At 58.3% G+C, this 21883-nt stretch carries 21 protein-coding genes; 16 read left to right on the top strand and 5 right to left on the bottom strand.

Translation table 11 applies throughout. The features are described from left to right. Positions 1-131 precede the first annotated feature (131 nt). The 5 genes from J4721_RS09320 (at position 132) to J4721_RS09340 (ending at position 6571) form a co-directional block, all read left to right on the top strand. On the top strand, positions 132-1970 hold the full coding sequence (locus J4721_RS09320; RefSeq protein ID WP_027248342.1) for an ABC transporter ATP-binding protein: 1839 nt from the start codon (positions 132-134) through the stop codon (positions 1968-1970). Beyond that, positions 1967-3838, top strand: coding sequence for an ABC transporter ATP-binding protein (locus J4721_RS09325; RefSeq protein ID WP_211002580.1), 1872 nt, complete (start codon positions 1967-1969; stop codon positions 3836-3838). Before J4721_RS09320 ends, J4721_RS09325 begins: the two co-directional genes overlap by 4 nt. Positions 3839-3925: 87 nt before the next feature. Beyond that, a complete protein-coding gene (locus J4721_RS09330; RefSeq protein WP_211002579.1) occupies positions 3926-5173 on the top strand; it encodes a class I SAM-dependent RNA methyltransferase in 1248 nt (415 codons plus the stop codon). A gap of 5 nt (positions 5174-5178) precedes the next feature. Beyond that, positions 5179-5988, top strand: coding sequence for an ion transporter (locus J4721_RS09335; protein ID WP_014876365.1), 810 nt, complete (start codon positions 5179-5181; stop codon positions 5986-5988). Positions 5989-6052: 64 nt separating this feature from the next. Then, positions 6053-6571, top strand: a complete 519-nt coding sequence (locus tag J4721_RS09340; protein ID WP_014876364.1) for a murein L,D-transpeptidase family protein — start codon at positions 6053-6055, stop codon at positions 6569-6571. Positions 6572-6682: 111 nt separating this feature from the next. Here the strand turns inward: J4721_RS09340 and J4721_RS09345 are convergent, their stop codons facing one another. Beyond that, entirely contained in the window at positions 6683-7174 is a 492-nt protein-coding gene (locus J4721_RS09345) for a CAP domain-containing protein (protein WP_061050129.1), read from the bottom strand. Positions 7175-7341: 167 nt separating this feature from the next. Here J4721_RS09345 and J4721_RS09350 point away from each other — a divergent pair, with 167 nt between their 5' ends. Both J4721_RS09350 and J4721_RS09355 read left to right on the top strand, forming a co-directional pair. Beyond that, positions 7342-7983: a L,D-transpeptidase gene (locus J4721_RS09350; RefSeq protein ID WP_014881507.1), complete on the top strand. Its 642-nt coding sequence runs from the start codon at positions 7342-7344 to the stop codon at positions 7981-7983. 141 nt (positions 7984-8124) lie between these two features. Further along, positions 8125-8307, top strand: a complete 183-nt coding sequence (locus J4721_RS09355; RefSeq protein ID WP_014876361.1) for a hypothetical protein — start codon at positions 8125-8127, stop codon at positions 8305-8307. A 105-nt stretch (positions 8308-8412) separates the two neighbouring features. Here J4721_RS09355 and J4721_RS09360 read toward each other — a convergent pair whose 3' ends face one another. From J4721_RS09360 to J4721_RS09370, 3 genes are all read right to left on the bottom strand, one after another. Further along, positions 8413-11442 carry an aminotransferase class III-fold pyridoxal phosphate-dependent enzyme gene (locus J4721_RS09360; protein WP_211002578.1) on the bottom strand — a complete coding sequence of 1010 codons (3030 nt, stop codon included), beginning with the start codon at positions 11440-11442 and terminating at the stop codon, positions 8413-8415. Positions 11443-11515: 73 nt separating this feature from the next. Beyond that, the gene (gene hemH / locus J4721_RS09365; RefSeq protein ID WP_027248347.1) at positions 11516-12577 is read right to left on the bottom strand and encodes a ferrochelatase; all 1062 of its coding nucleotides are present in this window, start codon (positions 12575-12577) and stop codon (positions 11516-11518) included. A gap of 127 nt (positions 12578-12704) precedes the next feature. Beyond that, on the bottom strand, positions 12705-13535 hold the full coding sequence (locus tag J4721_RS09370; RefSeq protein ID WP_102875184.1) for a methyltransferase domain-containing protein: 831 nt from the start codon (positions 13533-13535) through the stop codon (positions 12705-12707). 14 nt (positions 13536-13549) lie between these two features. Here J4721_RS09370 and J4721_RS09375 point away from each other — a divergent pair, with 14 nt between their 5' ends. The 4 genes from J4721_RS09375 (at position 13550) to J4721_RS09390 (ending at position 15929) form a co-directional block, all read left to right on the top strand. After that, positions 13550-14278 (top strand): ComF family protein, encoded by a 729-nt coding sequence (locus J4721_RS09375; RefSeq protein ID WP_014881503.1) that lies wholly within the window; start codon positions 13550-13552, stop codon positions 14276-14278. Between the two features lie 84 nt (positions 14279-14362). After that, entirely contained in the window at positions 14363-14620 is a 258-nt protein-coding gene (gene grxC, locus J4721_RS09380) for a glutaredoxin 3 (RefSeq protein ID WP_014881502.1), read from the top strand. Positions 14621-14658: 38 nt separating this feature from the next. Next, the gene (locus J4721_RS09385; RefSeq protein WP_014876355.1) at positions 14659-15489 is read left to right on the top strand and encodes a carbon-nitrogen hydrolase family protein; all 831 of its coding nucleotides are present in this window, start codon (positions 14659-14661) and stop codon (positions 15487-15489) included. After that, positions 15489-15929, top strand: coding sequence for a MarR family winged helix-turn-helix transcriptional regulator (locus J4721_RS09390; RefSeq protein WP_027248348.1), 441 nt, complete (start codon positions 15489-15491; stop codon positions 15927-15929). Before J4721_RS09385 ends, J4721_RS09390 begins: the two co-directional genes overlap by 1 nt. 270 nt (positions 15930-16199) lie before the next feature. Here the strand turns inward: J4721_RS09390 and ubiG are convergent, their stop codons facing one another. After that, positions 16200-16946 (bottom strand): bifunctional 2-polyprenyl-6-hydroxyphenol methylase/3-demethylubiquinol 3-O-methyltransferase UbiG, encoded by a 747-nt coding sequence (ubiG, locus tag J4721_RS09395; protein ID WP_076618092.1) that lies wholly within the window; start codon positions 16944-16946, stop codon positions 16200-16202. A 49-nt stretch (positions 16947-16995) separates the two neighbouring features. Between ubiG and pip the strand changes: the two genes are divergently transcribed. The 5 genes from pip (at position 16996) to J4721_RS09420 (ending at position 21881) form a co-directional block, all read left to right on the top strand. Next, on the top strand, positions 16996-17976 hold the full coding sequence (pip, locus tag J4721_RS09400; protein WP_102875182.1) for a prolyl aminopeptidase: 981 nt from the start codon (positions 16996-16998) through the stop codon (positions 17974-17976). Beyond that, the gene (locus J4721_RS09405) at positions 17973-18818 is read left to right on the top strand and encodes an ABC transporter substrate-binding protein (protein WP_102875181.1); all 846 of its coding nucleotides are present in this window, start codon (positions 17973-17975) and stop codon (positions 18816-18818) included. Before pip ends, J4721_RS09405 begins: the two co-directional genes overlap by 4 nt. A gap of 200 nt (positions 18819-19018) precedes the next feature. Then, positions 19019-19609, top strand: a complete 591-nt coding sequence (gene rimP, locus J4721_RS09410; RefSeq protein ID WP_014876350.1) for a ribosome maturation factor RimP — start codon at positions 19019-19021, stop codon at positions 19607-19609. After that, positions 19609-21234, top strand: coding sequence for a transcription termination factor NusA (gene nusA, locus J4721_RS09415; protein ID WP_014876349.1), 1626 nt, complete (start codon positions 19609-19611; stop codon positions 21232-21234). Before rimP ends, nusA begins: the two co-directional genes overlap by 1 nt. 26 nt (positions 21235-21260) lie before the next feature. Continuing rightward, positions 21261-21881, top strand: coding sequence for an RNA-binding protein (locus J4721_RS09420; RefSeq protein WP_027248351.1), 621 nt, complete (start codon positions 21261-21263; stop codon positions 21879-21881). Positions 21882-21883 lie beyond the last annotated feature (2 nt).

Below are 21883 nucleotides of genomic sequence, written 5' to 3' on the forward strand. Positions count from 1 at the left end.
CGGGAGGAATACGCATGTACCACGGGATCTGGCACGACTGACGCCTGACCTGTCCGACATATGTCGGGAGGCCACGGCTATGGCCTCTGTTCGCATGACTATTCCCTATGCTCAATTATTGGAGCACCCGTATGTTTCGTTTCTTCGAAAACCTTGTCGACCCTTATTGTGACTACCTGGAAACAGACACGCCGCCGCGGCAGCTGTGGCCGTTTCTGAAGGACTACTCACAACCTTTCAAAAAAGTGTTCGCAGTCACCGCGCTGATGTCGGTGATTGTGGCTGGTGTGGAAATTGGCCTGATCCATTACATGGGGCGGGTGGTCGACCTGTTGTCTGGTGAACCAGCCAAGGTGTGGCAGGACCACGGTACGGAATTCATCCTGTTGGCGGTTTTCATTCTGACTGTGCGTCCGCTGTTACAGCTGTTCGATGTGTTGTTGCTGAACAATGCGATCTTGCCGAATTTCGGCACGCTTATCCGCTGGAGGTCGCATAAACATGTTCTTCGGCAATCGGTTGGCTGGTTCGAGAATGATTTTGCCGGACGGATCGCCAACCGTATTATGCAGACCCCGCCCGCCGCTGGCGAGGTGGTGTTTCAGGTTTTTGACGCGATCACCTTTGCGCTCGCTTATTTGGTGGGGGCCGCGCTGTTGTTGTGGCTTGCGGACGTCCGGTTGTTGCTGCCGCTCTTGGTTTGGTTCGCGCTCTATGCGGTGCTGATCCGCTGGACCGTGCGCCGGGTTGGACCAGCCAGCCAGGCGGCATCTGATGCGCGCTCTACCGTGACGGGCCGGGTTGTGGACAGCTATTCCAATATTCATTCGGTGAAGATGTTCGCTCATCACAACACCGAACTCACATATGCCAAAGAGGCAATCGAGGGCACGCGCAAGACGTTCCAGGCGGAGATGAGGCTCTACACCATTATGGATGCCGCGCTGGTGACGTTGAATGGATTGTTGATTGTTGGTGTTGTCGGTTGGGCAATCCTGCTGTGGATGCAGGGTCTTGCCTCGGTCGGGGTGGTTGCGGCTGCGACTGCGCTGACGCTGCGCCTCAACGCGATGACGGGTTGGATTATGTGGGCGCTGACCACGTTTTTCCGACAGCTTGGTGTTGTGGCGGAGGGGATGGAAACCATCGCCCAGCCGATTGATCTGGTGGATGCGGCCAATGCAACACCGCTTGATCTGCGTGAAGGCGCGGTGGAGCTGCGTGAGCTTTCACATCACTACGGGCGCGGCTCTGGTGGTCTGGATCGGATTACCCTGAACATCCGCGCGGGTGAGAAGATCGGCCTGATCGGGCGTTCCGGCGCCGGAAAATCCACGCTGGTGAAGCTGTTGCTGCGGTTCTACGATCCTGAGGGCGGTGCGATCCTGATCGACGGTCAGGACATTCGCATGGCGACGCAGGATAGTCTGCGTAGTCAGATCGGCATGGTGCAGCAGGATAGCGCATTGCTGCACCGCTCAGTCCGCGACAATCTGCTTTATGGTCGGCCTGATGCCACTGAGGCGGAGATGATTGAGGCGGCAAAGCAAGCACGCGCGCATGAGTTCATTCTGGATCTGGAAGACCCGGAGGGACGTCGCGGCTACGACGCTCATGTCGGGGAGCGCGGGGTGAAATTGTCGGGTGGCCAGCGTCAGCGGGTCACTTTGGCCCGTGTCATTCTGAAAGATGCGCCCATTCTGATCCTGGATGAGGCCACATCTGCTCTGGATTCTGAGGTGGAGGCTGAAATTCAGCAAACGCTTTATGGGATGATGCAGGGCAAGACGGTGATTGCGATTGCGCATCGCCTGTCCACCATTGCTCAGATGGATCGCATCCTAGTGCTGGATGATGGGCGGATTGTTGAAGAGGGAACACACGACGTGCTTTTGCGCTCGGAGGGCCTATATGCCCAGTTCTGGGCGCGCCAATCCGGCGGGTTCCTGAATATCGAGGCAGCAGAATGAAACTCGGCAATCTGATCGACGCATTTCAACCCGCCAAGGGCCCCCCGCCCAATCGGCTTGGGGGCTTCCTGCGCTGGTGCCTCTCTGGTGCCTGGCCGATGCTTGCACTTGCCGCGTTCTGTTCGGCGCTGGCTGGCGGGATGGAGGCGGGGACGGCCTATATATTGGGTCTGGTGATTGATACCGCGATTTCCAGCGGACCGGGGCAGTTCTTCTCTACCGGTAACCTTGTGATCATTGCCAGTGCGCTGGGGTTTTTCCTGCTGCTGCGGCCGATCTTGTTTGGCCTGTCTGCGGCATCCAATGCAATCATCGTGCAGCCAAACGTCAACCCGCTGGTTCTGTCGCGGCTCAATCGCTGGACGATGGGCCAATCGGTGCGCTTCTTCGACGATGATTTCGCGGGCCGTATCGCGCAGAAGCAGATGCAGACAGCCAATGCCGTGACTTCGGTTGCGGTTGAGATGATCAATGTGGTTGCTTTTGCGTTGGCCTCACTTCTGGGGGCGCTGGTGCTCTTGGGGGCGATTGATTGGAGGATTACCGGTCTGTTTGTGGTCTGGCTGGTTGGCTATTTCGCTACAATCCGCTGGTTTCTGCCACGCGTTCGCAAACGCTCCGCTGCGCGCGCTGGGGCGCGGGCGATGGTGTCAGGGCAGGTGGTTGATACGATCACCAACATCAAAACGGTGAAGCTGTTTGCCCATGCTGATTTTGAGGAGCGTACCGCGCAGGACTCCATGGCGGATTTCCGCACCAAAGCACTGCATTTCGGGTATCTTTCGGCCAGCTTCCGGTTTTGTCTGATGACGCTGGCGGGCGTCCTGCCAGTCTTGTTGATCGGTGCGACGCTGGTGCTGTGGCGCGACGGGATCGCAAGCGAAGGTGATATCGTCGCAGCTGGTGCGGTGTCCGTGCGCATTGCCCAGATGACTGGGTGGGTCAGTTTTACCCTCATGGCGATCTATTCCAATATTGGTGAGATTGAGAACGGCATGACGACCCTGACCCGTCCCGACCGGGTTGAGGATCAAACCGCCGCTGAGGTACTGGCCGTTACCGATGGGCAGATTGAGTTTCGCGAGGTCGGTTTTGCCTATGGGCGTGATATCGGGGGCATTCAGGGTGTTTCGCTGACCATTGCACCGGGCGAAAAGCTGGGCATCGTTGGTGCCTCCGGGGCGGGGAAGTCGACACTCGTTTCGCTTTTACTACGGCTCTATGATGGGGAAACTGGTCAGATCCTGATCGATGGGAAGGACATCGCAAAGGTCACCCAGAACTCGTTGCGCAGTCAGATTGGCATGGTCACGCAGGAAACTGCGATGTTCAATCGTTCGGCGCGGGACAACATCCTGTATGGTCGACCTGACGCCAGCGAACTGGAGCTGATCGCCGCCGCGCAAAAAGCCGAAGCGCATGAATTTATACACGATCTTGAGGATGGTCAGGGCCGCACCGGCTATGACGCCCATCTCGGCGAACGCGGGGTGAAGCTTTCTGGTGGGCAGCGGCAGCGTATCGCGCTGGCGCGCGCGATCCTGAAAGATGCTCCTATTCTTGTACTGGATGAGGCGACCTCGGCCCTTGATTCAGAGGTGGAAGCAGCCATTCAGTCTGCGCTTGAGCGCGTAATGCAGGGAAAAACCGTTCTGGCGATTGCGCATCGTCTGTCCACGTTGAGTGAAATGGACCGGATAATCGTCATGGATCAAGGGCGCATCGCCGAGACAGGCACGCATGACGCACTGCTGGAGCAGGGCGGTCTGTATGCGCAGTTCTGGGCGCGGCAGTCTGGTGGTTTCATCCGGACGGATGCTGATGATCAGGCGAGCAGTTCACTGTCGCCGCGGGATGCTGCGGAATAGGCGCCGTATGACCCATCGCAGCCGTCGTTCACACGGGGGCTGCGCATTTTTCTTTTGCATACGGCAGTCGCAGGGTATGCAGCGGCCATGACACATGCAGCTAGAACCACAGCCACAATCATTCGTCTGGGCCATCAGGGCGACGGGGTCGCCGAGGGCCCGCTTTTTGCACCGCGTACTCTGCCGGGAGAGACCGTCAGCGGTATTCGCGCCGGGCACCAGCTCAGCGATATCCGCATCGAGAACCCGTCGGAGGCACGCGTCCAGGCACCTTGTCGGCACTATAAATCCTGTGGTGGCTGTCAGCTGCAACATGCGACAGATGACTTTGTTGCGGGCTGGAAAATCGATATCGTTCGTAACGCGCTGGCGGCGCAGGGGCTTGAGACAGAGTTTCGCCCGATCCACACCTCACCGCCACAATCGCGCCGTCGCGCCACGCTATCAGTGCGCCGCACCAAGAAAGGGGCGATGGCCGGGTTCCACGGGCGCGCCTCCGGGGTGATCACTGAAATTCCTGACTGCCAATTACTGGCGCCGCAGCTGCTGTCCGCCATCCCCATGGCTGAGGCGCTGGCCATGGTTGGTGCCAGCCGTAAGGCGCCGCTGTCGGTGACCGTGACCCTGTCGGAGGTCGGTGTGGACGTGCTGGTTACCAATGGCAAACCGCTGGATGGTCCGTTGCGTATCGCGCTGGCACAGGTTGTTGATGCCCATCATATCGCACGCCTGACCTGGGAGGACGAGCTGATCGGTATGGAGCAGGCGCCAACCCAACCGTTTGGACCGGCCCATGTCTGCCCGCCGCCGGGTGCGTTTCTGCAGGCCACGCGCGACGGTGAAGCGGCGCTTCTTGCGGCGGTTAAGGACTGTGTGGTCGGTGCGAAACGTATCGTTGATCTATTTGCCGGCTGCGGCACCTTCACTCTGCCACTTGCAAAAAATGCAGAGGTGCACGCGGTCGAGGGCGAAGGCAGCATGCTGCGAGCGCTTGACGCTGGCTGGCGACAGGCCAGGGGGCTGAAAAAGGTTACAACCGAAACCCGCGATCTGTTTCGAAATCCGCTGCTGGCAGAGGATCTCAATCCCTTTGGGGCGGCGTTTGATGTCGCCGTGATTGACCCGCCCCGTGCGGGGGCCGAAGCACAGGTAACGCAGCTGGTTACTGCACGGACCAAGCGGGTTGCCTATGTGTCCTGCAATCCCGTTACCTTTGCCCGTGATGCCAAGATTTTGACGGATGGCGGCTACCGTCTGGATTGGGTACAGGTGGTCGATCAATTCCGCTGGTCTTCGCATTGCGAACTGGCGGCCAGCTTTTCCTACGTGGGGTGAAACCGGTGAGCATCAGCGCAAAACAATCCCTGACCCAGCGGCTCGGGACTCTTATTTCCAGCGATGGCTTTGGCAACTTCATCACAGCTGTGATCCTGATCAATGCGGTCACTCTGGGGATGGAAACCTCGGATACGATCATGTCCCGGTTTGGGGCTGCTGTTCTCTTCATTGATCAGCTGTGCCTGGCGATTTTTGTAGTCGAGCTGTTGGCGAAACTTTGGGTGCAGCGGCTGCGGTTTTTCCTGCGCGGCTGGAATATCTTCGACTTTGTGATTGTCAGCATCGCCTTTCTGCCTGGTGCGCAGGGAATGTCGGTGCTGCGGGCGCTGCGCATCCTGCGGGTGCTGCGCGTCATCTCCGTCGCGCCGCGTCTGCGCCGCGTGGTTGAAGGCTTCATCACCGCATTGCCGGGCATGGGGTCGGTGTTCCTGCTGATGGCGATCATTTTCTACATCGGGTCAGTGATTGCGACGAAGCTCTTTGCAGAGAGTTTTCCTGACTGGTTCGGCAATCTTGCGCTAAGCGCCTATTCGCTGTTCCAGATCATGACCTTGGAAAGCTGGTCCATGGGGATCGTGCGCCCGGTGATGGAGATCTACCCCTATGCCTGGGCTTTCTTCGTGCCGTTCATCATGGTGACCACCTTTGCGGTTGTGAACCTGTTGGTTGGTCTGATCGTTAATTCCATGCAGGATGCCCATCACGAGGAAGAGGGTGAGCGCACCGATGCCTATCGCGATCTGGTTTTGGCCCGGTTAGAGGCAATTGAGCAGCAGATCTCGGCCTTGCAGCCGCCGCACGAGAAGAAGTGATTTTGATTTTTCCGACGAAGATAGTAGTTGGAAATTGAGGCAAATCAGGCAGAGACCTAATATAATGGACAGACGTACATTCGGACTGGGCGCCGCGGCGACCCTTGGGCTGGCGGGCTGCAGCTCCGGTCCAAGCAAATTTCGCAGCTACAACGGGCCCGAGGTGACCTCGGTCGTCGTGAACAAGGGCGCGCGTAAGGTCTATCTTCTCCATCATGAGGATGTTCTGCGCGAATATGATATGGAGCTGGGCTTTGCTCCACTTGGTCACAAGCAGATCGAAGGTGACGGTAAAACACCCGAAGGCACCTATCTGATTGACCGGCGTAATCCCAATAGCCGCTATCACCTCTCAATCGGGATCTCCTATCCCAACGGGCAGGACCGGGCAAAAGCTGCGGCAATGGGCAAAAAACCGGGAGGTGAGATTTTCATCCATGGTGAGCCCAATAATGCAAAAGAGCGTAAGCGTGCGGCGCGCGTGGACGACTGGACCGCGGGCTGCATTGCTGTCACCAATGATGAGATCGAAGAGATCTATGCGATGGTGCGCGATGGAACGGTGATCACTCTGCGCCCCTGATCACATGGGCAGCATCATCTTCAACGCTGACCGTAGTTTAATGAAGAAGGCCCGATTGCCTTATGGCAGATCGGGCCTTCTTCATTTTTGGCTAAGTGCGAAGACGCTGGATCAGCTGCCCATTACCAGGGTCCACCAGATCTTGCCGTTGGATTCTTGAAACCAGGAGAAGCCCATCGTGCGTGCTTTGGGGTCCATGATGACAGACCGGGTCGCTTCCTGTTCCATCCAAGCCGTCAGCGTCTGCAGCTCGGACTCATAGGTTTCCGAAATCGTCTCACCAATCATGGTGCCGGTAAAGCCTGCGCGGGCCACGCGGTCCAGCGGCGAAGAGCCATCGGAGCCAAAATGCCAGGGCCGATTCTGCACCGACATGTCGCGCGAATGGGTAGCCGCCGCAGCGGTCAGCTGCGGGTTCAGCTGAACGGTGGGACGACCTGCGGCCTCGCGGAGGGCGTTGACCGAGTCGAGCATCCGCAGCTGCACCTTGTCGGCGTTACGGATCCGGTACACGTTGCCGCCTGTGCTGCCATCGGGTGCAGGGGCACAGGCCGCGACAAGGGTCATCAGCCCGGCGATAAGGATCAGAAATACACGTGTCATACTACACCTTGCTTCATTTGCTGGCTGCTCCAATACCCCGGCTGTGACATAGGCGCAAACCTGTCAGCGGTGAATTGATCATCGCTGGATTGTTTGATTTGCGACTGAGGCATTCGCGCCATAAGATACGGCATAACGAATGCATATCTCCGCAGTTTGGAAAAGTCATGACCCGCAGCCCCTTCGATACTCTCTCAAGACGGCAGTTTATTGCCGGTTCCGCGTTTGCCGGCGCCTCGCTGATTGGCGGTGGTGTTGCCAGCACAGGCTGGGCTCAGGATGCAGCGGATACCGTCGCGGAGGGGTTTGATCCCCTGCGTCCGCCGCCTGAGCCCGAACCGCCGGTGCAACGCAATATCTCCGCCTTCCGATCCAAGGACTGGCGTCCCTACTTCGACAGCCTGCGCAACGGCGCGGTGCTGGTTGATATCGACAGTCGTGCCCTGCATTTCTGGTCTGAAGATCAAAGCGTCTATAAGTTGTTCCCATCGTCGGTACCGCTCTCTGATGATCTGACGCGGCGCGGCCGGACGAAGATCATTCGCAAGGTTGATGGACCAGGCTGGGCCCCCACACCGAACATGCGCAAACGTAATCCTGAGTGGCCGGCCTATATCCCGCCGGGGCCGGACAATCCGCTCGGAACCCACGCTTTGTATCTCAGCTGGAAGTATTACCGAATCCACGGAACCCACGACACACGCAAGATCGGACGTAAGTCATCAAATGGCTGTATTGGCCTTTATAATGAGCATATTTCAGAGCTATTTGGGCTGACGAAAGTGGGCACTCAAGTGTTGCTAATTTGACGACATCGACCCATTCCGGGGGCCGAATCATGCAACAAGCAATTGCAATGCCGGGATTTTGCTGATTAGAAAAATATCACGAGGTAAGTCTTGGGCGCGTGGTTCAGGTGGACTGAACTGCGCATATTTTTGGAGGTTAACATGAAAAAACTCGTTATCGCTGCTGCTCTGACTGCTGCTGCTTCGACCGCTTCCGCGGGCAACCTGGCTGAGCCGATCGTTGAGGCGCCGGTTATCGTTGAGCAGACCGAAAGCTCCTCCAGCGGCATCCTTCTGCCGCTGCTGCTGCTGGTTGTTGTCGGCGCGGCTGTTGCAAGCAACTAATTGCTTGTATCAGAACGTTAAGAAAGGCGGTGGATTTCCACCGCCTTTTTTCGTGGCGGCTGGTGCCATCCGCATCGGATGGGGCCGATGCAGGCTGAGTGTGGCCTAGCTGTCAGACAACTCTGACAGGATGCTGTCGAGTGTTTTCAGAATCATTTCGATCCCTTCTGCATCTATGGTCAGCGGCGGGCGGATTTTCAGAATATTGTCTTTGGGGCCTTCGCTGCCGATCAGGATGCGGTGGTCCCGCATCCGGTTTTTGACATAGGTGCAGATCTCCGAGGCCTCTGATCCGTCGGTACGGATCAACTCGACCCCGATGAATAGCCCCATGCCTCGTACATCGCCGATTGCCTGATGGCGCGACTGCAAGTCACGCAGACCGTTGAGCAAATCTGCTCCGCGCTGGCGGGCGTTTTCCTGCAGTCCTTCGTCGTCGACAATATTCAGCACTTCAGTACCGATCCGGCAGGACAGGGTAGAGCCGCCAAAGGTCGAGAAAAACTCCGGCCCCTGTGCGAAGCTATCGGCGATGGCACGGGTTGTGACCAGGACGCCAAGCGGATGACCATTGCCAATCGGCTTGCCCAGAACAACGATATCCGGCGCAGCCCCTTGATGTTCAAAGCCGAAGTAATAGTCGCCTAAGCGCCCAAGCCCTGTTTGCACCTCATCCGCGATACAAATCCCGCCCGCTGCCCGAATTTTCTCGTAGACGGCTGGAAGATACCCCTTGGGCGGAATGATCTGCCCGCCAACAGAGGGGAAGGTTTCGGCGATGAAACCAGCAACACCGTGGCCGCTGGCCTGTAGCTTCGAAATAGCGGGATCAACCAGATCAGCGTATTTTTGTGCGCGCTGCGGATCATCACGACCATAGGTGCCGCGATAGTCATCCGCGACCTCCACCAGTTCAACCCAGTCGGAGGGGCCGACTCCGCCCTTGGCATTGAACTTATAGGCCGAGATGTCGATCGCACCGGTTGTATTGCCGTGGTAGCCGTGATCGGGGGTCACCATTCCCTTGGCACCAGTGTGCGCCCGGGCAAGGCGCAGGGCCAGCTCATTTGCTTCGGTGCCGGAGTTGACGAAGAAGCAAACCTCCAAATGATCCGGCATTTTGGACAGTATTTTTTCCGCAAAAGCAGTCTGTGCCGGATGCAGATAGCGGGTGTTGGAATTCATCCTTTTCAGCTGATCGGCAGCGGCGGCCTGAATGCGCGGATGGCCATGCCCGACATGCGGGACATTGTTATAGGCGTCCAGATAGGGGCGCCCCCACTCATCGAACAAATGATGTTTCCAACCGCGCAACAACATCACCGGGTCGCGGTATGTCAGGCTGAGGTTGCCGCCAAAATGGGCACGCCGCCCGGCCAGAACCGTTGATTTATCGGTTGGCTGATAGCTCACTTGAGCGGTGGGCAGGTTCAAAAGTGGCGCCGGATTTGGGCAGAGCGCGGTCCAAAGTGCGAGGTCATCGGGGTCCGCAACCCCGGGCCAGTCAGCTTCGATCCCCTCCGTTGACAGGGCGAGCTGGAAATGAACATGCGGCGCCCACCCACCGTTTTGATCGGCTGTGCCGAGCTGGCAAAATGGTGCGCCCTTGGCGATTTTGTCACCAACAGACAGACGCGTGCAGCACTCCGGGTCAAGGTGGCCATAGAGCGTATAAAATGCGTCGCCGCTGTCTGTGTGGTGCTTCAGGATAACAACACCACCGTAGTCCAGATGATTGGCGCGATCTTCAACCACCTGAACTTCCCCGGCCAAGGGGGCATGAAGCGATTGTCCGGCAGGAGCAAAAACATCAACTGCCAGATGCACGGTCCGACGATCGCTTGCCAAATACTCTCCCTTGCGGAAGGCCTGCGCGGTGTAGATCAGACGGGGCTCGCGATAGTAGCCAAGCCACCAATTGGCTCCATTGGCGCCGGAGAACTCCTGCCCGACCTCAGCGGCCTCGGCCAGCGGCATGTCAAATGGGTTCTGTGGCCAAGTGGACTCTTCAACGGAGAGAGATCCCATCGGAAAACCCGTCAGATCCCGTCCCATCAGGGGGGAAAAGTCACCTGAATGCGTCTCTAAATAGGCCAGTACGCGGTCTGCGCCATCAACAACCGTCAGACCGCAGGTCGCTCGCAGTCGCGCTGTGATCAGGGCTGGATGTTCACTCGGCTGGTCCAGAAATCGCCAGGCCGGTTCCTGCGATATGGTTACATAGGGATCATCTGGGTTCTCTTTTGCTTCCAGAGTGGAGTTGACGACACTAACGGCGAGCCGCATCCGCAGCAGCGGCCAGAGAAGACCCAACTCTTCCTCCGCAAGCGGGGTTACAGCGTGATATCCCGACACCAGTGCCGCAAGCGCTCTCTGCGGTTGGGGGTGGTCGAGCACGACATAGGCGGCCGCAATGGCGAGATCACAGATCCGTGGCGCGGCGCACATATCGCCAAGATCAATCAGGCCGCTGACAACTCGAGGCTCCGACAGTTCGCCAGTGACGAGGATATTGTAGTCATTTGCATCATTGTGGATCGCCTGTCTTGGCAGGGCGTCGAGCTGTGGTTTCAGGGATGAAAAATCGGCGCATATCTCGGCAATCGCCTGCTGCCTGCTGTCATCCGCAATGCAGGTGATGTCATCCGTGATCCAGTCTGCGGTCATCAAATCCCATTTGAACCTACGCTCCAGGGCGGGGTGCACAAAATCTTTGAGCGCGCGGGTGGTACCGGCGAGGGTCGCGCCGATTTCGCGGATCAGCTCTGCGGATTTCGGCGCGCTTTTGGCATAGCAGCGGCCGGGCAGCAGGGTTTGCACCCACACCAGTCGGTCTTCGCCGGTGTCATCCTGGAGACTGAGGCACAGCTCTCCGTTGCTTGCAGCAACGGTGCGGGGGACCGGCAGGCCGGGATCGGTGTTTTGGAGATGCGCCAGAGCCGCGATTTGCATATCGACAAGGTCGGAGACGCAGCCGGGGCGCATGGCTTTCAGGATATAGCCCTGGCCGTCAGGAGTGAGCGCGCGATAGTTAAGGTCATATTCCCCGTCCAACCGGGACAATTCGGCACGGATGCCCCAGTGGTCGTGCAGGACGGCGGCCCAGTGATCTTCGGCCAAATGGATTGCGGTCATGAAATGCCCCTGTTCAAAACTCCCAAGCCCCGTTGGCCGGGGCGTTTGGGCTATTTGGACCGGGGCGTGGCGATTAGTCCAGCCACCCTTTCAAATTGCGTTCGATCACACCGGAAAGCGCGTCGATATGCTCAGCATCGTCGTTCAGACAGGGGATATAGAGAAAGTCCTCGCCGCCTGCATGCTCAAAGCTCTCACGGATTTCCTCGTTGATTTCTTCAAGTGTTTCAATGCAATCAGCTGAGAAGGCCGGTGCGATCACCGCGATATTCTTCTTCCCGTCCTTGGCAAGGGTGGCGACGTGATCCACGGTGTAGGGTTTCAGCCACTCCTCAGGCCCGAAGACCGATTGGAACGTGGTCGTGATCTGGGTGTCGGTCCAGCCGAGACGCTCCTTCAGAAGGCGCGTCGTTTTCTGACACTGGCAGTGGTAAGGATCACCCTGCATCAGATAGCGTTTTGGCATGCCGTGATAGGAAACCACGAGAATCTCGGGCTTTTTCTCTGCGGCGGCGTAGGCTTTTTCGACCGAGCGGGCCAGCGCATCGATATAGGCAGGATCGTCGAAGTAGGGAGCCACTGTGCGCGCAGCCGGCTGCCAGGTCTCCTCCATCAGGGCGCGGAAAAACTGGTCATTGGCGGTCGCAGACGTCGCACCGGCGTATTGCGGATATAGCGGCACGAAGAGGATTTTCTGGCAGCCTGCCTCAACCATTTCGCGGACTTTGGACTTTGTAGACGGATTGCCGTAGCGCATACAGAAATCCACCATAACCTCGCTGCCATACCGGTCCTGCAGGGCCTCGGACATCGCCGCAGTTTGTTCTTTGGTAATCGTCATCAAGGGGCTCTCGCCCTTATCGTGGTTCCAGATGGATTTATAGGCGGCTCCCGATGTGAAGGGCCGTTTGGCCAGAATGATCAGCTGGAGCAGTGGCTGCCATTTCCAGGCCGGATAATCGATCACCCGTTTATCAGAGAGAAACTCGCTGAGGTAGCGACGCATCGGCCAGTAACTGTAATCGTCAGGCGTGCCGAGATTGGCCAAGAGAACACCAACTTTCGCCGGGGCGATTTTTGGGTGATCTGCCGGAGCATGAGCGGGGCAGGTGGCGGGGGCAGTGGCGTCCAGCATCTATTAGGGTCCTGTGCGGTAATCGGTCAGCGGATCAAGGTCCGCCCTAGCAATACGAAGATACGGCGGAAATAGCCAATTGGATCATTCCACCACAGCCATAGGATAGATCTATGACGGTGACTGTCTACTTGGGCAGTGGTGTTTCTGGCACCTTTAGCGCATCGGCCAGACGGGCCTTCGCCGATCCTGGGCGGAGCGGTTTCTGCTGGGTTTCTGATGGCGACCAACCGGTCAGGCAAATCAGTTCAAATGTTGCGGGCAAAAGACCGTCCGCAGTTGCGTAGGTGTCGCGGTAGATCTCTTCAGCTTCTGCAAAGAGACGGCGCGATGGTGTTATCCTCTGTCGTTCGGTCATCGCATTGGTTTCGCCCATGCCACGTAATTCATGCATCAAATGTTGCAGGTCGCGGTATTTTGCCGTCAGCGGCACCACATCAGCAACCGGCAGTGCAAATCCGGCCCGCTGCAACAAGGCACCCAGATCACGGACCTCGGCCATCGGGGCCACGCGCGGGGAGAGCCCGCCAAGAAGCCGTGTTTCGGCCGTTGCCAGGGCGCTGCGCAGTTCATGAAGGGTTTGGCCGCCCAGCATCACAACCAGCAGCAGCCCATCTTCGCTCAGGGCGCGGTGACACTGGATCAGCTGGCCCACAGGATCATTGGCCCAATGAAGCGACATCGCGTGCACAACAAGATCATGCGCACCCACTGCCAGATCCAAGGTCTCGTCATCCGCCACATGTTTGGCATCAGGCAGACAGCGCTCCCATCCTTCGGCAAAGGGCGCAACCAGTGCTGGGTTGGTAAAGCTTCTGTTAACCATGGATAGCCGATCCTCAATCTCATCGCGGGCGATGTCATGCAGGAACAGGGCCTGAGGCGTCAGTCGGCTGCGATGGGCGGCAATGGCGCGGCGGTCGAACAGCTGCGGGCGGGGCGTCGTGGCTTGGGTCATGAGGGCTATTTAGGATGTTGAAGGCACGGATACAAACGGCTGTTTCATTGATTTACCCACCGCGCTGTCTGGCCTGCGGAGATTGGGTGGACAGTGATTTCGGGCTTTGTGGTCCCTGTTGGCGCGACACCCCCTTCATCAGCGGAACCTGTTGTGACGGCTGCGGCGTCGCGCTGATGGGAGAGGGGGACGGTTTTCGGCTTGAGTGTGATGACTGTATGGCGCATCCGCGCCCTTGGCAGCAGGGGCGTGCGGCACTGTCTTACGAAGGCACCGCGCGGCGTTTGATTCTGGCGTTGAAGCATGGAGATCGCACAGAGATCGCGCGGCCTGCGGCGCGCTGGCTGACGCGGGCTGCGGCCACCTTGTTGGCAAATGCTCCGCTGGTGGCGCCAGTGCCGTTGCATTGGTCGCGGTTTTTGCGCCGTCGCTACAATCAGTCTGATCTACTGGCCAAGATCGTGGCACAAGACGCCGACTTGGATTATTGCCCGGATCTACTGCGCCGGACACGGCGTACCCCGTCGCTGGAGGGGCAAAATCGCCATCAGCGTTACACGACATTGGCGCAGTCGATTGCTGCCCACCCAAAACACGCCGAGCGGATCAATGGCAGAATTGTCCTGTTGGTGGATGATGTGATGACCAGCGGCGCAACGCTCAGCGCTTGCAGCGAGGCTTGCCTTGATGCTGGGGCGACGGGGGTGCGTGTTGCGGTGCTTGCACGGGTCACGCACTCGTGATCTGAACGCGCTGGGGCTGGCAATTTAATCATGGACTGCCCAAGTTCGTGCCAAGCCAACAGATATGTTCAAACGGAGACCCGAATGAAACCGGTCGAAATCTACACATCCCCGCTTTGCGGGTTCTGCCATGCTGCCAAACGCTTGCTGACGCAAAAAGGTGTAAGCTTTGACGAAATCGACGTTTTGGCAAACCCGGACCGCAAGGCTGAAATGATTGAGCGTGCCAATGGCGGGCGCACAGTGCCGCAGATTTTCGTGGGTGAAACTCATGTGGGCGGATGTGATGATCTTTATGCGCTGGACCGCTCCGGGAAGCTGGATCCGCTGCTCGCCGCCTGATCTGCGGTAAAATATGTGACAGCCTGAGGAGATGACAGATGCGTGCCGCTCTGCTTCAAATGACGTCAAGCGACCAACCAGCCGAAAATCTGGGAATAGTGCGGCAGATGATCGACGATGCTGTGGCGGGCGGCGCTGGGTTTGTGCTGACGCCGGAGGTGACCAATTGTCTGTCCGGCAGTCGCAGTCATCAGCAATCCGTCCTGCATCAGGAGGCTGATGATCCGACGTTGTCAGCGTTACGGGACACGGCGGCGCAACATGGAATCTGGTTGTCGCTGGGGTCACTGGCGCTGAAGACGACGGATACAGATGGGCGCTTTGCCAATCGCCAGTTTTTGATTGACCCGAAGGGTGAGATTGTCGCCCGCTATGATAAGATCCACATGTTTGACGTGGACGTCACACCTGAGGAAACCTACCGCGAGTCCGATGGATACCGGCCCGGTCACGAAGCGGTGGTTGCAGAAACCCCCTTTGCCGTGTTGGGTCTGACTATCTGCTATGATGTGCGCTTTCCCTATCTGCATCGGCGTCTGGCCAAGGCAGGGGCGCAGGTTCTCTTGGCGCCTGCGGCATTTTCCCATGTCACAGGAGCCGCCCATTGGCACGCCCTGCTACAGGCGCGGGCCATCGAAACGGGTTGCTATGTGTTGGCCGCGGCACAGACTGGCACCCATGCGGCTTCCCGTGGGCAGTCACGTCGCACCTATGGCCATTCGCTTGCCGTGTCGCCGTGGGGTGAGATCCTTGCGGATGGTGGTACGGATATCGGCATCACCTACATTGATCTTGACCTTGAAAAAGTGGCACAAGCGCGCAGACAGGTGCCTTCCCTGTCGCATGACCGAGAGTTCGACGGCCCCTGATGGATGATACAAATTCCCTTGCGGTTTCGCTGTTTAGCGAAATTCTGATGGCAGATCAGCTGGCGCGAACCCGGTTGGGACAGGTGCTGCCCAAGGGAATGGAACTGTCGCATTTCTCCGTGTTGAACCATCTGGCACGTACTGGCGTGGAACGCTCTCCCGCGCAGCTGGCGAAGGCGTTTCATGTGACCCGCGGCGCGATGACCAATACGCTGGGAAAGCTGGAGGCCGCCGGTTATGTCCATATTCGCCCTGATTGGGACGATGCGCGGCGTAAAATGGTTGCCATCAGCCCGGCTGGGCGGCAGGCGCGCGATGCTGCACTGGCGAGCATCGTGCCGATGATCTCCGAAGTGGTGGAGGAACTGGGCGGTGACCGGGTCAAATCCGCGCTGCCGATCCTGCGAGAATTTCGGATCAAGCTGGGCAGCCGCGACTAGATGGAGATGTCCGCGCTGGGCGTCTCTCCCCGACAACGGAAAAGGACGCCTGCGAACAGACGTCCTTGGTGCCCCCCGTCAGGCTGGTCCGTGAGTGGTAGGCTTAACGACAGGGCGGCCCGGAACAAGGGCCTCTGTGCATTCACTCGGTGACAGGTCAGAACATTTTGACCCTTACCACCTTTTTACCACGGGCAGCGTATTGGCCCAACGGCGCAGAAGGATGATCACCTATCCTTAAGTATAGGAGCGGCCAATTTTCGACATGTTTTATCGTGGTTTGGTGCTTGCGGTGACGTAGTTGACACTCAGGTCTCGCTCCGAGAGTGACCAGCTCCAGAACACAGGGTTGAAGACGAATCCCTTGCGATCAACCGGCGTCAATCCAGATTTTGTCAACAGGTCGAACAATTCATCAGGGGTGATGAACTTCGACCATTCATGGGTGCCGCGCGGCAGCCAGCGCATCACCACCTCTGCGCCAAAGATGGCCATGGCGTAGCTTTTGGGATTGCGGTTGATGGTAGAGCAGATCTGCAATCCGCCGGGTTTTAGCAATTGCCGCGTGGCGGTCAGATAGCTAAGCGGGTCGGCCACATGTTCGACCACTTCCATATTCAGGACCACATCGAACTGTTCGCCCGCTTCGGCCAGTGCCTCAGCTGTAGTATGGCGATAGTCGATATCCAGTCCGGATTGCTGCGCGTGGACCTGCGCCACCGGGATATTACCGGCTGCAGCATCTGCACCGACGACGTCCGCTCCCAGGCGCGCCATGGGTTCGCTCAGCAGGCCGCCACCACAACCGATATCAAGCAAACGCAGACCTGAAAATGGCGCATCCGACGACAGGTCACGGTCGAATTCTGCTGCGATCTGCTGCGTGATGTAATCAAGGCGACAGGGGTTCAACATATGCAGCGGTTTGAATTTTCCGGTCGGATCCCACCATTCAGCAGCCATGGCTTCGAATTTTGCGATCTCGGACGGATCTACCGTGGATTGAGGCGCTTGCATTCCTGTCTCCGTGTGTTCTTTTATCAGTCAGGACTAAGTTAGGTCAGTAATGGACAAATACCCGTATCAAAAGCGCGCAGTGCAGTATTTGTACCCGCCCATCGAACCTTTCGACCAGCGTATGATCGATGTTGGGCAGGGGCACCATATCTATATGGAGCAAAGCGGCAATCCGGATGGCACCCCTGTCGTGGTCTGTCACGGGGGGCCGGGTGGCGGATCCAGCCCCGCGATGCGGAGGTATTTTGATCCGGAGCTTTACAGAATTATCCTGTTCGATCAGCGGGGGTGCGGACGGTCGCGGCCACATGCCTCCTGCGAGGACAACACAACCTGGCATCTGGTCGCGGATATGGAGATCATTCGACGCCTGATCGGAGTGTCGCAATGGATGGTGTTCGGTGGCAGCTGGGGGGCGACGCTGTCGTTGATCTATGCCCAGACCCATCCGGAGAGGGTGCGCCAGCTGATCCTGCGGGGCGTGTTCCTGATGACCAAGTCGGAGCTGGATTGGTTCTATGGGGGCGGCGCCGGTCGGTTCTGGCCGGAAACTTGGTCGCGATTTGTCTCGCTGATCCCGGACGATGAGCGTAGCGACCTGATCGCGGCCTATAATCGGCGATTGTTTTCTGGCGATATGGCAGAAGAGATTCGGTTCGGTCGGGCTTGGTCGGCGTGGGAGAATGCACTGGCCTCTATCCATTCCAACGGCGTTTCAGGGGAAAGCCCCGGTGACTACGCCCGCGCCTTTGCCCGGTTGGAGAATCACTATTTCATCAATGGCGGATTTCTGGATTACGATGGTCAGATCTTCGCCAATATGGGTCGCATATCGCATATTCCGGGCGTAATCGTTCAGGGGCGGTATGACATGATCTGCCCACCGACCTCGGCCTGGCGGTTGAAGGAGCTGTGGCCAAATGCAGAGTTGAAGATGGTGCGCAATGCCGGGCATGCTCTCTCGGAACCGGGAATCAGCGCGGAACTGGTGCGCGCGATGGACCAGATTGCCGAGGAGCAGGAGCCATGACACGGATCGACAGACGTGCGTTGTTCACATCGGGTGCGGCTGCGGCGCTGCTGGCTGCCACCGGTGCGGCACTTGCAGATGCCCCTCGGTCGGGGGGAACCCTGCGATTGGCTGTACCACGGGATGGCGATCTGATGGATCATGTGGCCCGTGGTGCTGTCTTTGATACGCTGACGGAAATCGGCCCGGATGGGTCATTGCGCCCTGAGTTGGCCACCCGTTGGAGCAGCAGCCCGGATGCGCGGATCTGGCGATTTGATATCCGGTCCGATGTGACATTTCATAGTGGGGCGCAGCTACATGCTCAGGATGTGGCCGCCAGCCTGCGCAACAGCGTTATTGAAGCCGATCACGGGGCGCAGATTGAGGTGCTTTCTCAAGACAGTATCCAGATTGCGCTGGGCGCCTCGAACCCGCATCTTCCCTATCTGCTGGCAGATGGCCGTTTTTCGATCGCTGCGGGCGGAGAGGTTTCGTGTGATCTCTCTGTGGCAGATGGGACCGGGTGCTACCGGGTGGACCGCGCGCGCGCTGGCCGCGATTTTCGGGCGACGCGGGTGACGGATCACTACAAATCGGGTCAGGCAGGCTGGGTCGATACCGTTGAGCTGATTGTGATTCCTGATGCAGGGGTTCGGGCAGAGGCCTTGCGGGAGGGGTACGTTGATGTCGCCGCCTTACCTGCGCCTGACGGGTTGTTGTCGCACGGCAGTTTTCACTATCATCCATCGGCGAGCGATATGGCCTTGGCGGCACGTCGGGATGTGGGCCTGCCGCGCAGGATAGGTGCCCGCTCAGCGCTGGATGATGGCCGTATCGCTGAGCGCTGGTGGCGTGTCTGATTGGTGAAACTATGAGGTCTTGCTTGCGGTGCGGCTGGTGACTGGAGGGCGACAGGGATCTGCCCCTTGCAGTTTGACCTGAGACGGCGTATATGCCTGTCGTAACAGCGGCGCGTCGGGTTTGCCCCTCAGCTCCACCGGAAAATTCAACGGGCCGCGCGCCCGTTTTTTTGTGCCCGAATCACTGATCTGGAATTCGTATGACCAATGACCTGATAGCCAAGGCAGCCATCGACCGGCGGCTTGCCGAGATCATCACTCCGGTGATCGAAGATCTCGGTTTTGAGCTGGTGCGTATTCGGCTGATGTCCGGCAAGACCACCACGCTGCAAATCATGGCAGACAAGCCTGACGGCGGCATTGAGGTTGATGGCTGCGCCGAAATCTCCAATGCGGTCAGCGCGACGCTGGACGTGGAGGATCCGATCCTCGACAGCTATGCACTGGAGGTCTCCAGCCCCGGTATTGACCGCCCTCTGACACGCCTCAAGGACTTCGAGATGTTCGAAGGCTATGAGGCCAAGATTGAAACCAGCGAGCTGATCGATGGCCGTCGCCGTTTCAAGGGCGAGCTGGCGGGTGTCGAGGATGATGAAGTTCTGATCAATATCGAAGAACATGGCGAGACTATCACCATCGGTTTGAAATTTGATTGGTTGAGCGACGCCAAACTGGTTCTGACCGACGATCTGATCAAAGAAATGCTGCGCCAGCGCAAAGCTGCGGGCACCCTGAACGAAGACGCATTCGACGAAATCGAGGCCGATGGGTCCGAAGAGGAGAAAAAGTAATGGCTATCACATCAGCAAACCAGTTGGAGCTTCTGCAGACTGCAGAAGCCGTGGCGCGCGAAAAGATGATCGACCCCGGTTTGGTTGTCGATGCGATGGAAGAGAGCCTGGCGCGGGCCGCCAAGAGCCGCTACGGCAGCGAAATGGATATCCGTGTATCCATCGACCGCAAGACTGGTCGTGCGACCTTTACCCGCGTCCGCACCGTGGTCGAAGATGACGCGCTGGAGAACTACCAGGCGGAATTGACTGTTGAGCAGGCCAAGCAATATATGGCCGATCCGTCGGTTGGCGATGTTTTCGTCGAGGAAGTGCCTCCGGTCGAAATGGGCCGTATTGCCGCCCAGTCCGCCAAGCAGGTGATCCTGCAAAAGGTGCGCGAAGCTGAGCGTGATCGTCAGTACGAAGAATTCAAGGATCGCGCCGGCACCATCATCAATGGTCTGGTGAAGCGCGAAGAATATGGCAATGTCATCGTCGATGTGGGCGCTGGCGAAGCCATCCTGCGCCGCAACGAGAAAATTGGCCGTGAGAGCTATCGCCCCAATGATCGGATCCGCTGCTTCATCAAGGATGTGCGCCGTGAGCCCCGTGGCCCGCAGATCTTCCTGTCGCGGACTGCGCCGGAATTCATGGCTGAGCTGTTCAAGATGGAAGTGCCGGAAATCTATGACGGTGTGATTGAAATCAAGGCCGTGGCCCGGGATCCGGGTTCGCGCGCGAAGATTGCTGTGATCAGCTATGATGGCTCCATCGATCCGGTTGGCGCCTGTGTCGGTATGCGCGGTTCGCGTGTGCAGGCTGTGGTCAATGAGCTGCAGGGTGAAAAGATCGACATCATCCCCTGGAATGAAGATCAGCCGACCTTCCTCGTGAACGCTCTGCAGCCTGCGGAAGTGTCCAAGGTTGTTCTGGACGAAGAAGCTGGCAAGATCGAGGTCGTGGTCCCCGAAGAGCAGCTGTCGCTGGCCATCGGCCGTCGTGGCCAGAACGTGCGTCTGGCATCCCAGCTGACTGCGCTGGATATCGACATCATGACCGAGGAAGAAGAATCGGCCCGTCGCCAGAAGGAATTCGAGGCGCGCACCAAGCTGTTCATGGAAACACTGGATCTGGACGAGTTCTTCGCTCAGTTGCTGGTTTCCGAAGGCTTCACCAACCTCGAAGAAGTTGCCTATGTCGAGCTGGATGAATTGCTGGTCATCGACGGCGTTGACGAAGGCACCGCACAAGAGCTGCAGGCCCGTGCTGCTGACTATCTGGAAGCGCAGGCGAAGGCAGCAATTGATGCGGCCCGTGCCTTGGGTGTTGAGGATAGCCTGATTGACTTTGACGGTCTGACGCCCCAAATGGTTGAAGCGTTGGCCAAGGATGGCATCAAGACGCTGGAAGATTTCGCCACCTGCGCGGATTGGGAACTGGCCGGCGGCTGGACCACCAACAAAGGTGAGCGCGTCAAGGATGACGGCATTCTGGAACCATTTGATGTGTCGCTGGAAGACGCCCAGACCCTTGTCATGACTGCCCGCGTTTTGCTGGGTTGGGTGGATCCCACCGAACTGGAAGCGGACGCTGAAGACGATGCCGACATCGAAGGCGGCGAAGCAGAAGAGGGCGAAGCCTGATATCAGGCCTCGCAGCGAGGGTAGCAATGGCACGCGGTGGCAGTGACAAAGACCGGTCCGATGGACCGGAGCGGAAATGTCTGGCAACAGGCGAGATTCAGCCCAAGGAAGGGCTGATCCGCTTCGTTGTTGGCCCCGAAGGTCAGGTGGTTCCTGACGTGATGGGTAAGTTGCCCGGGCGTGGGGTCTATGTGACTTCAACCGAGGTTGCGCTTCGCACCGCGATAAAGAAGAAACTCTTTGCGCGCGGTTTCAAGGCTCCGGTGACGGTGCCCGATGGGCTGGAAGATGAAATCAAAGGTCAGGTGCTGCGGCGCCTGATCGAACTGATCAGCCTGGCGCGCAAGTCGGGTGATGCGGTCTCTGGCTACGAGAAGGTCAAGGACTGGCTGGCCAAGGAACACGCTCGCGTCTTGATTCAGGCTTCGGATGGATCGGGACGGGGCAAATCAAAATTAAGCACGCCGCACCGTGGGAAATTCATCGGATGCCTCACTGCGGATGAGCTGGGCATGGCCTTTGGGCGCCAAACTGTGATACATGCGGCGCTGGCCTCTGGTGGACTCGGCAAACGTGTTGTAGAGGAAGCGCAACGACTACAAGGTTTGCGCGAAACGGTGGGCGGCAAGGGCCGCACGGAAGGATAAAG

Source organism: Phaeobacter sp. HS011 (assembly GCF_018101215.1).
Taxonomy (GTDB): Bacteria; Pseudomonadota; Alphaproteobacteria; order Rhodobacterales; family Rhodobacteraceae; genus Phaeobacter; species Phaeobacter inhibens.